This is a genomic window from Paraburkholderia rhizosphaerae, assembly GCF_004366595.1.
GTDB lineage: Bacteria > Pseudomonadota > Gammaproteobacteria > Burkholderiales > Burkholderiaceae > Paraburkholderia > Paraburkholderia rhizosphaerae.
In genome coordinates this window covers 126,570-140,277 of record NZ_SORE01000008.1, presented here as the reverse complement: position 1 = coordinate 140,277, position 13,708 = coordinate 126,570, and the positions used below count along the sequence as shown (strand labels likewise).

The window sequence follows — 13,708 nt, the reverse complement described above, 5'->3', positions numbered from 1 at the left end:
ACGTACTCAAGCCATCAAGCGGCATTCATAGCTGCTATGCACTATCCAGTTCCAACCGTGCATCGGCTTCGCAAAACGCGCAATCGCTTCGCATACAGAATGCCGTTAAGCGTCATCACGCTGTTCGCACTGCGGTGCCCCACACCCGCATCCGGAATAATTCACCGAGCCGAACTGTCATCACGGCATCCGGTATCGCGTTGCGCGATCAACCGGTACGCCCTTCAACCCGTGAGGACATTTCGCGATGCAACTCAATCTTCCCCATGTCGTAGCGGAGGTTTACGCTGCGTTCCGCGCGTACGAGCGCGCGCTTGTCGACCACGATAACTTCATGATCAATGCGCTGTTCTGGCAACGCCCCGACACCGTGCGTTACGGCATCGCCGACAGGCAGCACGGCTGTGACCAGATCCGCGCGTTTCACAAAACCTGCGCGCCGGTGTCGAAAACGCGCCAGTTGCAGCGCACGGTAATCACGACGTTCGCACCGATTTCGCCACGGTCAGTACGGACTTCGTCAGCATCGACACCGATCAGATCGGCCGCCAGATGCAAACCTGGGCCAAGGTCGGCCCCGATTCGCAGCCGGAAGCGGGTCTGCACGGTAGCTGGCGCATCGTCGCCGCGCACGTGAGCCAGATCGATAAACGATGACGGTGAGCGGTCGCCGCGCCGGCGCGATGCGTGAGCAGAACCAGCGGGCACGCGGACAGCCTGTTGCCGCATGGCCGCTGGTTGCACACGCAACGATCGGCTTTACCGTCAGCGATCCTCCGCGATCAATCCTCGAGCGCGCTGAGCATTGGGTGTGCGGCCTCGTATCGAAACGGAGCCTGTCGTTTGCACCCGACTGTTGCGGATTCGCGAAAAGATCTTCGCCGGAATGGATCGCAATTTTCAGCTGTTCTAGTGATCGAATACGTTGCATGCGCACAGGAATCGATGACGGCAACGCATCAATGCAATGACATCGGTGCCATCGATCAACACGTGTGCGGGAATTAATCTGACTCATGTCGTGCGATTTGACGCTGCCGCATTTCGATTCGACGTACCCCATTCAGGAGAACATCACGATGAAGTACGCTCGCGCAACCACCTTTATTGCCGCCCTTTTCACCGTTTGCGCCGTTAGTGTGCCGCTTGCCGCGCAAGCGCAATCGTCCAATGCGCCGGTCACGCGAGCCGACGTGCAAGCCGATCTCGCGCGGGTGGAACAGGCCGGCTATGACCCGCACAAAGTTGGCCCGCACTATCCGGCTGACGTACAGGCCGTAGAAAGCAGGCAGCACCCGCAAGACACAACGGCCAGCAGCGACTACGGTCCCGGCGTGGGCGGTACCGCGGCAAGCGGCAATCGCGCAATGCCGATTGCGGTGCAGAACAACGGGATTTATCAACATCACTGATCGTCGCAGGCGATACGAAACCGGCATGGCTGCCGGTTTCGATTCTTTCGCTCTGCCATTTGCATACTCGAACACGCACCTCTAACGCGGTACGCTCAGGACGCTGCATTTGTCTGTGAGAGTCATCTCGTTGCCTCACATAACCATCGGGTCGAGCTTGCGTCGCTCATTTGAGATGCCGAACGAAACGCCCCGCTTTCACATCACGCTCCGATTCGCTTCGTTGCCCGACCGGCAACGCGTGCGTAAGCAACGCGCAATAGGCAATGCGCAATAAGCAACATGCGACGCGAGGCAAGCCCGCGCCGCGACTTCATCATGTCGTGTCGCGCCGTCAGCCGCACGCGCCGATTCAGCGCTATCTGGCATTCCGTTTTGGTTTTCACAGAATAGAACGCCGAGATCAAGTGTTTTGATTCTCAACTGACTCTCACATGGGTCCGTCGTGCCGCGTGTTCCTCAGACGACATCGCGCGGAACCATTCGTTAAACGTTTCGAATTGGAGGGCTTTATGGGGGCAACAGCCAAAAAGGCCATGATGGATGCGCAAACACCTGACCAGTTGCAAGCGGCGCGAACCATCTTTCTGCGAACGAAGGGCCGGACCGAGGGTCCGTCGACGCGGCTCGCGAGCCCGTCGGACATCGGCCAGGCGATCAAGCCATTCGTGTTGATTGATCGTATCGAGTTGAATGCGCAGACGCCGATCCATTTCCAGCCTCATCCGCATTCGGGCATCGCAACCTTGACAGCGTTGCTCGATGGCGGACTGCAAATCCTGACCAGCAAAGGCAAACCCCAGATGCTGACGCCCGGCGCGATCGAATGGATGCAGGCAGGCCGCGGCACCTGGCACGGCGGGCCGGTCACGCCGACCGGCGTCGTGCGCGGTTATCAGTTGTGGATCGCGTTGCCGCCGGAGCTCGAGCTTGCCGAACCCTATGAGACATTCTTGCCCGCGAGCGAGATTCCGATCGAGGGTCCCGCGCGCGTGCTGCTCGGGCAATATAACGGCGTCGAAAGCCCGCTACCCGTTTCGATGCCGATGACCTACCTGCACGTCGAACTGAATGCCGGCGAGCACTGGCGTTATGATCCGCCGTCCGGGCACGACGTGCTGTGGATCGCGGTCTATTCCGGATCGCTCGATGCGGCCGGTGAACGCGTCGAAGCGGGCGAAATGATCGTTTTCAACGAATCAGAACGCGGCGTCGACTTTATCGCGGACGACAACTGCGGGTTCATGCTCGGGTCGGCACAACGTAGTCCATTCGATGTCGTCGAAGGCTATTTCTCCGTTCACACGAACGCCGCTGCGCTACAGTTCGGCGAACTCGAAATCGCGCGCGTCGGCGCGCAAATGCGCAGCGAAGGCCGGCTCGACGCCGAACAGGCCGCCAGTATTGCGCAAAGAATGCGCTCTCGCGCTTAGGCAACCGGCCGCCGCGATCGCATGGACGGTCGCCGGCCTGGGCGTTTTTTGTGTCGCGCAGCGCGCGATTGCGCACGGGCCTGTTCCGACACCGTCATAATGACGACCCTCGCTCCATCGGCACCCGGGCCGACCGCGCAGAAAGATGACGATCAAACTCGCGATTTTCGATTTCGACGGCACGCTGGCCAATACGTTTGCGGTATTCGGCGAGTCGCTGAATACACTCGCGCTCAAACACCGGTTTCGCCAGGTCGTGCCGGAAGACGAATTGCGCATGCGTGCGATGAGCGCGGCCGAGATCTTGCGCGAACTGCGCTTGCCGTTGTGGCGCGTGCCCGCGGTGCTCTCCGATTACCGGAAGATGATGCGCCACCGGATCGACGAGGTTTACCCATTTGCGGGCATCGTCACCGCGCTGGAAGCCCTGCTCGATCACGGCGTCGAACTCGCGGTTGCCACATCGAACACGGCCGATAACGTGAATGCGGTGTTAGGCCGGGAACTGACGGAACGGTTTGCGGCGCTCGAATGCGGGTCGACGCTGTTCGGCAAGGCGCATCGTTTGCGCCGTATCCTCAAACAGACATCGACTGCGCCCGAGCAGGCGATTTACATCGGCGACGAGTTACGCGACGCCGAAGCGGCGCGACGCGTCGGCATGCAGTTCGGCGCGGTCGCGTGGGGTTACACCCGCTTCGATGCGCTGTTGCAAACGAATCCAGGTATGGTTTTTCGTGCGCCTTCCGAGTTGGCGAGCGTGAATACGCGTACGCCCGACGCGCTGCCGCCGACCGATGTGGCCGTCCCCGAGCCGGTGCGGCTGGTTCGCCGGCACGACGACGACAGCCGCGGCAACTGGTCATGACTGAAAATTTCAATTACGCCTGACGTGCGCTGCGCATCCGCGGTGTCGATGCGCAGCATGGTGTTGACGAGGCGATTGATCAGCGCGTCATGGTGCTTGAACTAAAGCTAAAGAATGCTCATCAGCGTAATGGCGCGCGTGGATGCGCGTGCACCGAGATGATGCGCGGCACGCGAGCGGGCGCGGCATAAAATCGTGTTTGCGGGCGGCGCGACGGGTCGCGCCGCAAAGACGCGTAAGGAGCACACGGATGATTACCCTGTACTCGTACCCGGAACTGTACGGCCTCGAAGATAACAATCCGTATGGCCTGAAAGTGTTCGCGTTTCTGCGCCTGTGCGGACTGCCGTTCGAGCACCGTCATGTGCTCGACACGAAAGCGGCGCCGCGCGGGCAGCTACCGTATTTAGTCGACGCAGAGCAAACAATCGGCGACAGCGACGCGATTCTGTCTTATCTGAAGCGCCAATACGCGTTGCCGGTCGATGCGGCGCTGACCGATGCGCAGCGTGACCTCGATCTGATGCTGCGGCGCACGCTCGATGATCTGTACTGGGTGATGTCGTACTCGCGCTGGCGCGACGACCGCTTCTGGCCGACCTTTCGCGCGGCATTGCTCGCGCAGCACCCGGACATCGGCGCCGACGCGCTCGAAGCCGCACGGCAGTACAACTTCAACCGGTATCACTTTCAGGGAATCGGCCGCTATCAGCCGGATCAGGTTTACGCGCGCGGGGTCGGCGACCTGCAGGTGATCGCGCATCTGATCCATGACACCGGCTTTCTGTTCGGCGAGCGGCCGTCGAGCATCGATGCGGCCGCGTATGGATTTGTCGCGAATATCTATTTTTATGACATTGACACGCCGCTCAAGCAGTTCGTTGTGTCACAGCCGCAACTGGTGAAGTACTGCGTGGCGTTGCGGGACGCAGTCGCGCAAGGTGGCGCGGCGACGCGCCAATCCGGTTGAAAACGATTCCGGCGAACGCCCGCCGAACTGGCCGCCCCGTTACATCGTGACGAAGCCGCGCGTTCAAACGAGGCGCTGGTTGCCACGCGCCGCGTGCTCGAGCGTCTCACGGCCGCTGAACAGCCGGCACACGGCAGCGGGGTCCACACATTCGTGCAAACGGTCGCGGAACTGATGATCGCAGAAGCATTGCGCGACCTCCGCGAGCAGATGCAGATGCGCGCTGTCGGCCCATTGCGGCACCAGCAGCGCGACGACGTCGCTGACGGGCTGGCCGTCCGGCGCATCGAACGCGATCGGTTCGGCCAGACGCGCGTAGATGGCCATCGGCTGCGCGAGGTTTTCGATGTGACCGTGCGGCACGGCGATGCCGCGGCCCAGTCCGGTGGATCCTAGCGCTTCGCGCGACGCGAGGCCGGCGGTGACGGTGCCGGCCGGCACGTCGCCGAGCGTTTCGAAAGACTGACTCAATTGCGCGAATAACTGCTCGCGGCCATCGACACGCAAGCCTAGCAGCACATGGCTCGCAGGCAGCAATTGCGCAAGGCTTGGCTGGGTGGGGAGGATGTTTTCGATCATGGCTTCGGCTGCGGCCGCGGCGACTTGCGCATCGGTCGCGCGCGACGATCGATCGCGAGGTTCGGTGAGCACCGCGTCGGCACTGCGTGCGCCCGCGTGCTTCGGCCGCGGCACATCGCCTTGCGCTTCCGCCTGGATCAGACTGCGCCACGCGTCGCTCGGTGTATCGGGAATCTCGACTACCTGCCCGACTTCAGCGTCGGGCGTCAGCTGCGACAGACGCCGCATCGCATGACCGACATCGGCTTTCGGCAGGTACAGCGACAGCCGCACGCGTCCGCTATCGCGCAGCGGCGCGACACGCAACGTCCATTGCTGGTTGCCGCAATCGCGAATCAGCGCTTCGCGAAACGGCGTCGTATGCTGCGCATCGACGGTTACATGCAGCATCACGTTGCGCCCGGGCTCGCGGCCCGATCGGGTGTGATTCTCCGCGCGGTTTTCCGGTCTGCTGCGCTTTAGCAGCGCTCGCAGGCCCGCCAATGGGTGCGCCATGTCGCCCTCACGGTTCGTTACTTGTTGAAAGGATATCCGACGCCGCGCAAAAGCTGCGTAAAAGCCGCTTTCGTCGGTATAAAAACGAGGTTGAAGATCAGCGGCACGGGTTTACAGCGCGGCAGGGGCCGTCGAGGCCGAGCAAGGCTGCTAGTGCAACATCGTGACCGGCGCGCGCGTGAGCCGCCACAACCTTGCGATGATCCACCAGCGGGTCAGGAAGCCCAGTTGGCTCGCGTCGACGATTACCACATCGGACTGCTGCAACGCGGCACGCGCGGCAATCGTCTCCGCGACCGGGCCGAATGCGCGGCTCCAGCGGTACGGCACGCCTGCATCGTCGAGAATCGCGCGTGTGCTCATCAGCGCGCTCAGCATGCCGCGCCTTTCGTGCAGCCGCAGCGCGCCCTGCGAATGGAACGCGGCGGTGCGTCCCCAGTCGAGCGGTTCGAGCACTTCGACGATTTCGACTTCGGACACGCAGCGCTCCGCGTGCAGAAACGCCGCGTGGCGGGCCGCTTGCAGCGCGCCGTCGCGATGGATCACAGGAATCAGCAGCCGTAACATGGAGCGTCCGTCCGACAGTCAAAAGTACCGCCTCTATTGGAGCAACTGGCGCGTCAACGCACAGCAAAATATCAGCGGCAATATATAAAAATGCTGTTAATTGCGTGGCGGTCACCGTGTCGTCGCCGTGCGGATTCAACATCAGGCTGGCCCGAGCGCGTCCGTTGGATGGCGAGCCCGTGGCGCGCCATTAAGAGTGTGTTAACGCCGCGTCGGCCAAACTTGCCGCGCGCGAGTCGGCCAGTCAAGGTGCGACGACCCAGGAACAATCGATGACTTCCCGCACGACATCCGTATCGAAGCCTGTCATTCCACGCGCAGTGTGGGCGCTCGGGTTCGTCAGTCTTTTGATGGACCTGTCGTCTGAACTCGTGCATGCGTTGCTGCCAATCTTCCTCGTTAGCACGATGGGCATGAGCGTGGCCGCGCTGGGCATCCTCGAAGGCGCAGCCGAAGCCACCGCAATGATCGTGAAGATCTTCTCGGGAGCGCTGAGCGACTGGTTGCAGCGCCGAAAAGCGCTGCTGTTGCTCGGCTACGGGCTCGCCGCGTTGACGAAGCCGCTCTTTCCGCTCGCCACCACGCCTGCCGTTGTGGTGGCCGCGCGTCTGATCGACCGGGTCGGCAAAGGGATCCGCGGCGCGCCGCGCGATGCGCTGGTCGCCGATGTCGCGCCGGCGGAAAGCCGTGGTGCATGTTTTGGGCTGCGGCAGTCGATGGATACGATCGGCGCGTTTGCCGGGCCGCTGCTGGCGATCGTGCTGATGCTGCTATTCGCCGATCGGATCCGTGCGGTGCTCTGGTTCGCGGTGGTGCCGGCGTTGGCCGCCGTCTCGGTGATCGTATGGTGCGTGCGCGAGCCCGAGCACGCCACGGCGACTCGGCTCTTTCGCCCACCACTGCACTGGCGGGCGCTGCGCGCTTTTTCAGGACGTTACTGGCTCGTGGTTGCAACGGGCGCGACGTTCACGCTCGCGCGCTTCAGCGAAGCCTTTCTCGTTCTCCGTACGCAGCAGACCGGACTCGATCTGGCCTGGATTCCCGCGTCGATGGTCGTGATGAGCGCCGCGTATGCGCTGTCCGCGTATCCGGCGGGACGGCTTGCCGACCGCATCGACCCGCGCGCGCTGCTCGCGTGCGGTCTGGGCCTGCTGGTGGCCGCCGATCTGCTGCTCGCGGCGCGGCCGACCCTCTTCACCGTGTTCGCAGGCGTCGCGGTATGGGGACTGCATATGGGTTTCACGCAAGGCATTCTGGCCGCGATGGTGGCCGACGCGTCGCCGTCCACGTTGCGCGGCACGGCCTTTGGCGTATTCAACCTGGTCGCGGGCCTTTGCATGCTGCTCGCTAGCGCGATTGCCGGATGGTTGTGGGATCGTCACGGCGCATCGGTTACGTTTCTCGCGGGCGCCGCGCTGGCTGTCCCGCCGCTAGCGCTGTGCGCGCTGATTCCGCGGCCGCGCATTGTCCAATAAACGATAGGCCGACCAACCACAAACAGGCGGAAGCAATCGCCCGGGGGCTTGCTGTTAGCCTGGAAATCCATCTGGCGACGACTATCCTTGTTAAAGCGTCGAACAACTCAATGGGAGGCAAGAATGCGTCGAATGATCTGCAAGCATGCGCTGCTGATAATGCTCCCGATGTCGTTTGCGATGCTTTCGCCACCCGTTATCGCGCAATCGTCGTGTGTCGCATCGAACGACAACGAAGATCAGATATGCAACGTAAGTTGTCCAGTTGGCCAAACCGCTTCTTGCAACGCGGGTGTCGGTTCCAGCGCGCCGCGATGCTCATGCTCGAGCGCTTCGCTGTCGCGCGATCCGGTCATTCGTGCGTATCGCCAAACGAGTGAATCGAGTGCCAGCGAGCAGTGACGAGTCGGATCGGCTCGCGCAGTCGCGTTCAGTGAGGCCGCAACATGGGCATACAGCTAAACCACACGATCGTCTGGTGCAGCGATAAGCAGAAGTCGACCCGCTTCATCATCGATATCCTCGGGCTTCCGGCTCCCGTTCCATTCGGGCAGATGCTGGTCGTTCAACTCGACAACGGCGTGTCGCTCGACTTCTTCGAAAGGGACGGCCCGATTTCAATGCAACACTATGCGTTTCTGGCCAGCGAGGACGAATTCGACCGCGCGTTTGCTCGAATTCGTGAACGAGGGCTTCAGTATTGGGCCGATCCCAGCAAGCAGCGCGCGGGCGAAACCTATCGGCACAACGGCGGCCGCGGCGTCTATTTCGACGATCCAGACGGTCATTTTCTTGAGATCATGACCCGGCCTTACCAGATTGACGCTTAAGCGGACTGCGGCGCAGCGCGGATCGGCGCCGTCAGGCGATGGTGGGCGCATTGGCTGCATTGGCTGCGTAGGCTTTAATGGCCCGCGCCCCGAGCACACACTTCGGATCGCGGGTCCATGCAAATGATCTGACCGCTGCAGGGCCACCAGCAGCCAGACCTTGTTGCGTCACTTGCCGCTTGCCGGGAAATCCGCGCCGAGGCTCAGGTCGCGCCACTTTTCGATATCGGCCAGCAACGCGCGCAGCCGTTCGGTGCCGCCATTGAGCGACGCCGCACCCAGCACCAGATTGCGCGGCGGATCGCTGACTTCGGTGATCGTCAGCATCGCCTGCGCCGCGCGCACCGGGTCGCCCTGCTGCCCGCCACTGCTTTGCGCGGTGACCTGCATCCGCTTGCCAGCGGTTTCCGCGTAGTCGGCGATGCGGTTCGGCGTCTGCTTCAGCGACCGGCCAGCCCAGTCGGTGCGGAACGGACCTGGCTCGATACAGATGACCTTGATGCCAAGCGGACCGACTTCCACCGCAAGCGAATCCGACCAGCCTTCGACAGCGTGTTTGCTCGCCGCGTAATAACCCGAGCCCGCGTAGCCAGCGAGACCCGCGAGCGACGTGATATTCAGCACGTGACCCTTGCGGCGCGCGCGCATCGCGGGCAACACCGCGCGCGTCATCGCGAACAGGCCGAACACGTTGACGTCGAACTGCGCGCGAATTTCGGCCTCGACGCCCTCCTCGATCGACGTCTGATAGCCATAACCCGCATTGTTGACCAGCACGTCGATTGCGCCGAATTTCCTGAGCGCCGCATCGACGCTCGTACTGATCTGCTTCGTGTCGGTCACGTCGAGATCGAGCGTCAGAAGCCTGTCGCCTGCCGCGGCGTCCGCAAGATCAGCGAGCGACGCCTTGTTACGCGCGGTCGCCACGCAGCGCCAGCCGCGCGCAAGCACCGCCTGCGCCAGTTCACGGCCGAAGCCGGTCGAACAACCGGTGATGAACCAGACGGGCGTCGTCGATGAAGTCATGATGAAGTCTCCAGAAATGAAGAAAGATTGAGCCAGCGAACCAAGGAAGCGATATTACCTAAGGCCTCGCCTTGTCTTCAAATCGTAAACGTATGCGCGACGAGTAGCGATAAACGTTCCTCGTATGTGGGACGTCGCATGACTGGATTTGATTGGAGAGATTGGATCATGCGTTCGCGATACGCGAACGCATGCGGTCATGTTGTGCGAGGAAACGGAATTGATGCGACTCGCGCAAGGTTGGCTGGGCCTCGTCGGCGTTCGCTATGTGACGCGCTCGTTCCGACGCATCACTTCATTGAAGCCACAACTTCATCGGTGGTCATCACGCGGTGTGCGAGAAATGCGTAGTTGATCATCGCCGCCTTGTATCCGTCGCCCCAAACGGGATGGCGCGGCCCGGCCGTCGCATCGCTGACCACATACACCTCAAAGCCCTGTTCGAGCAGATCGCGCAGATGTGACTCCACGCACATGTTGGCGAGCATGCCGCCAAGTACCACCGTTCTCACTCGCCGCTTGCGCAACTGAAGGACGAGATCGTTGGTCTGTGGTCCGAACACTTTGTGCGGACTGACGACGACCGTCTCGCCATCGTTGATGTATTGCTTGAACTCATCGAGCCAGTCGGCGCCTGAGCCTTCGAAACCGTCCAGACTCAGCGAACCACTGCGCGCGAAGGTGCCGGTCGCGAATTCATCCGCCTCGAGCGGTCCATTGAATTTCCATGCACGATCGGTCGGGAAAAAATAATGCGGCGATATGAACACCGGGAACTTCGCGGACTTTGCCGCCTTGAAAATTCGTACCATGTTTTCCACGGTCTTATTCTCTGTGACGCTTGCTCCAACCGCGCCCCAGTTCTTGCCTTTCTTGCTTAAGACGTCGACTTGCGGATCGATGAAAACGACACCCGTCCCGGTTTGATCAAAGGACACTTTGGACCTCCAATAGAACGCATGATCTGATGGATCGCCAACGATCAGCGATGCGAGCCACTCTGGTCAGGTTAGGAAATGGAGGACTGAAAGGCAACGACGGAGCGGCAAATATCGCCGCAGCACCGCGGACATTCACGTGACGATGCTCAGACAACGGGTCCGGCGTTCTTCGCCATCGTCATACGGCTATTCACGTTCTACGATATCCGTGCTGATTCGCTTCGGAAACAGAATGCCCTCGTTGATTCTGCTTCCCGGTTTCACGCCTTCGCCCCAACGCAAGTTCCAGACCGGTGCGGCGCAGACGCCGAGTAAGGATCGCAACTCGGACATCTTGCCGGGCATCACCGGAGAAAGCAGGTTCGAAACACTGTATATCCCCTCCAACAGCGTATGGAGCACCGTATCGAGCCGGTCGGACGCCCCGCTGTCTTTCGCGAGCGCCCATGGCGCACTGCTCGCGACATAGCCGTTTAGCTCTGTTACGAACTCCATCACCCGCTCCGCGGCACGGCCCAGTTTCATCTCTTCGACCAGCGCCAGAACGGCGCCTGGCAACTCGCTCGCCCGCGCGATAAGCGCATGTTCCGACGCCTCGATAACCTTCGGCGCGGGCACTGATCCGCCGCGGTACCTGATCACCATCGCAAGCGTACGGGCCACCAGGTTGCCCAGGTTATCAGCGAGGTCGCGGTTGAGCCGCTGTTCAATCACGGCGTGACTGATTATTCCGTCAAAGCCGAAGCTGACCTCGCGGATCAGCGTGTAGCGCAATGCATCGACGCCGTACGTGTCCGCAGCCTCTAGCGGATCGACACCGTTGCCGAGCGACTTGCTCATCTTGCGACCATCGGAGCCGAGCAGATGCCCGGACACGTGCAGCCGTCGATATGGCGGGATTCCCAGCGCATGCGTGATGCTCAGCCAGAACAGGGTATGTGTGCGCAGGATGTCTTTGCCGATCACGTGCCGCACCGACGGCCAGTAATCACCGAAGGTGGAATGTTCCGGATAGCCGAGCGGCGAAACGTAGCTGAGCAGCGCATCGAACCAGACGTAAGTCACATGTCCTGCATCCCACGGAATCGGGATGCCCCAGTCGAGCCGATCCACCGGGCGCGAGATACTCAGGTCACCAATGGGCTCTTCCAGTAGCTTCAGGATTTCGTTGCGGTATTGCGTCGGCTGAATCAGGTCCGGGGTATCCAGCAGTAGTTGGCGCACCCAGTCGCGGTGCGCCTCCATGCGGAAAAAATAGTTGGGTTCGCGCCGCAACACGGGCGGTTCCTTGTCCTCGGGCAGTTTGCCGTCCACCAGTTCCTTTTCCGTGACAAACCGCTCCTGGCCGACCGAGTAAAGCCCTTCATAGTCGGCCAGATAGATTTCACCCGCTTTGAAAAGCCGCGTCAGGCAATTGGAGACAACCTTCGCGTGCGCAGGCGCGGTGGTGCGAATGAACAGGTCCGGTTCGACCGCCAGGCGCCGCCACGCTTCTTCAAACGTCCTTGCATGGCGTTCCGCGAACGCGCGAGGCGCTTCGTTGGCCAACATCGCAGCCTTGGCGATTTTCTCGCCATGCTCGTCCGCACCGGTCAGCAGCACTACCTGATGGCCCGCCGCGCGCAGGTAGCGCGCCATGATGTCGGCATGGACGCTCGCGTAAGCGTGCCCCAGATGGGGCCGGTCGTTCACGTAATAAATCGGCGTGGTGATGTAACGGTAAGTCATTTGCCGCTCCAAAAATGAAAAGGGACGCCAGCGGCGTCCCTTTTTTAGAAGCAAAAAGCCCTCAGCGCCCGGGGGAATACCCTTCCTGGGGCATACGCATCGAATGCACGAGAGCTTGGCGAGCGTGGATTTTCATTGAGTTGAACTTCACGACAATTCAGAACGGCTTTATCCGCGAGGGGTTTATCCTGCCAGTTAACTTTCCGCCTGTCTAGCGTTAAGGCGATCCGATTCGTCGATCATGCTGGACGGTCAATGATGCCGCATTGAAGCGTCGTGACGACAGGAAAAAAGCGCGCGGCGTACCGTGCGTGCGCGCGCCCACGCCAACCCCGCTGTCAAACGATCACCCGGCGCGTATCCCCAAACAGACTCGCTGCCGGCGGCAAATCCGCACGCTTGAAGCGCACAATCGCGAACGCACGCATTTCAGACGGATACGCAGGAATGCGCGCAATACGCAGCTCAATATCCGCAGCGGGCCGCGTGGATTTTGCATCGACCACCACATTCATCTGGTCGAGTCGCAACTGCTTGACTGTCACATACGTGTGCACCGCCGGGTCCGCATAGATGCGTTGCACCAGATCGAACTGCCGTTCAATAGCCTCGGTTTTGAAGCCCAATTCCGCAAGGTTGCGTTCGTTATCTTCGATCTCGCGCTGGAGCCGCGCGACCTCGGCCAGTTCGAGCGGCGCCGCGCCAATCACCGCATGCATCCCGGCGCCCTGCCGCTGCAACAACTGCAAGCGCGTTTTCAACAACGCGCGCTCCTGTTCGAGTGCGTCACGGCGCGACTTGTCGCTCGCAATCTGCTCGAGCGCCTCGAGCGCCAGTTGATCCACCAGACGCCGCACGATTTCGTCGTGCAGTTCGGCTTCGCTGCGCCCGCAGATCCGCACCCGGTGATCGCTAAAGCTGACCGTGGTCTGCTGCACGTCGGTGCGCGTCTTGCCGTCCCGTTGCTCGACACCCAGCACACTGCGCTCGACCATATCCATCCCGAGCACCGCGTACACTTCCGCGCAATCGATATGATCGTCGAACCATTCGCGCAATTCCTGCGAGTGGCCGAACGTCGTGCAAACATCGTCGGATGTTGCGAAGAACGCGTGAATATACGGGTCGCTCGACCACGTGCTTGCCGCCGCGTCGCGTGGCGCCGGCAGCGCCGCGACAAGGTCGGTCGCATAGTCGAGCGTGCCGCGCACCGCGGGTGCGAGGCGCGTGTCGTATTGCCGCGCGAGCTGCAGTTGCGGAATCGCGCCTGTAATGCGCGCGATCGTTTGCGTGACTTCCGCTGCGCTGTGCTTCGATGCATGCGCATGCGTATCGCCGTGCTCCGTGCCGCTCGCACCGCGCCAGAGTCTGCTCAAAAAGCCCA

The 13,708-nt window shown here is 61.5% G+C and carries 12 protein-coding genes and 1 pseudogene; 7 read left to right on the top strand and 6 right to left on the bottom strand.

Going from position 1 to position 13,708, the window contains the following annotated elements:
• Positions 1-247: 247 nt before the first annotated feature.
• The 5 genes and pseudogenes from BX592_RS12685 (at position 248) to BX592_RS12665 (ending at position 4,683) form a co-directional block, all read left to right on the top strand.
• A pseudogene (locus tag BX592_RS12685) lies at positions 248-657 on the top strand (AtzH-like domain-containing protein).
• A gap of 422 nt (positions 658-1,079) precedes the next feature.
• Positions 1,080-1,412: a DUF4148 domain-containing protein gene (locus BX592_RS12680; RefSeq protein WP_134192120.1), complete on the top strand. Its 333-nt coding sequence runs from the start codon at positions 1,080-1,082 to the stop codon at positions 1,410-1,412.
• Positions 1,413-1,924: 512 nt separating this feature from the next.
• Positions 1,925-2,845 (top strand): pirin family protein, encoded by a 921-nt coding sequence (locus tag BX592_RS12675; protein WP_243849508.1) that lies wholly within the window; start codon positions 1,925-1,927, stop codon positions 2,843-2,845.
• 145 nt (positions 2,846-2,990) lie between these two features.
• Positions 2,991-3,713, top strand: a complete 723-nt coding sequence (locus tag BX592_RS12670) for an HAD hydrolase-like protein (protein ID WP_134192119.1) — start codon at positions 2,991-2,993, stop codon at positions 3,711-3,713.
• 250 nt (positions 3,714-3,963) lie between these two features.
• The gene (locus BX592_RS12665) at positions 3,964-4,683 is read left to right on the top strand and encodes a glutathione S-transferase family protein (RefSeq protein WP_134192118.1); all 720 of its coding nucleotides are present in this window, start codon (positions 3,964-3,966) and stop codon (positions 4,681-4,683) included.
• Between the two features lie 63 nt (positions 4,684-4,746).
• Here the strand turns inward: BX592_RS12665 and BX592_RS12660 are convergent, their stop codons facing one another.
• Together BX592_RS12660 and BX592_RS12655 are read right to left on the bottom strand one after the other, a co-directional pair.
• Entirely contained in the window at positions 4,747-5,757 is a 1,011-nt protein-coding gene (locus BX592_RS12660) for a PTS sugar transporter subunit IIA (RefSeq protein WP_243849507.1), read from the bottom strand.
• A 150-nt stretch (positions 5,758-5,907) separates the two neighbouring features.
• Positions 5,908-6,324, bottom strand: coding sequence for a universal stress protein (locus BX592_RS12655; protein WP_134192117.1), 417 nt, complete (start codon positions 6,322-6,324; stop codon positions 5,908-5,910).
• A gap of 272 nt (positions 6,325-6,596) precedes the next feature.
• Here BX592_RS12655 and BX592_RS12650 point away from each other — a divergent pair, with 272 nt between their 5' ends.
• The gene (locus tag BX592_RS12650) at positions 6,597-7,799 is read left to right on the top strand and encodes an MFS transporter (RefSeq protein ID WP_134192116.1); all 1,203 of its coding nucleotides are present in this window, start codon (positions 6,597-6,599) and stop codon (positions 7,797-7,799) included.
• A gap of 446 nt (positions 7,800-8,245) precedes the next feature.
• Positions 8,246-8,629: a VOC family protein gene (locus BX592_RS12645; protein WP_134192115.1), complete on the top strand. Its 384-nt coding sequence runs from the start codon at positions 8,246-8,248 to the stop codon at positions 8,627-8,629.
• 168 nt (positions 8,630-8,797) lie between these two features.
• Here the strand turns inward: BX592_RS12645 and BX592_RS12640 are convergent, their stop codons facing one another.
• The 4 genes from BX592_RS12640 to BX592_RS12625 form a co-directional block, all read right to left on the bottom strand.
• Complete coding sequence (locus BX592_RS12640) at positions 8,798-9,655, bottom strand: oxidoreductase (protein ID WP_134192114.1); 858 nt, start codon at positions 9,653-9,655, stop codon at positions 8,798-8,800.
• Between the two features lie 290 nt (positions 9,656-9,945).
• Positions 9,946-10,593, bottom strand: coding sequence for a cysteine hydrolase family protein (locus BX592_RS12635; RefSeq protein ID WP_134192113.1), 648 nt, complete (start codon positions 10,591-10,593; stop codon positions 9,946-9,948).
• Between the two features lie 189 nt (positions 10,594-10,782).
• On the bottom strand, positions 10,783-12,378 hold the full coding sequence (locus tag BX592_RS12630; protein ID WP_208327895.1) for a class I tRNA ligase family protein: 1,596 nt from the start codon (positions 12,376-12,378) through the stop codon (positions 10,783-10,785).
• A gap of 284 nt (positions 12,379-12,662) precedes the next feature.
• On the bottom strand, positions 12,663-13,700 hold the full coding sequence (locus BX592_RS12625) for a hypothetical protein (RefSeq protein WP_134192112.1): 1,038 nt from the start codon (positions 13,698-13,700) through the stop codon (positions 12,663-12,665).
• Positions 13,701-13,708: the final 8 nt, after the last annotated feature.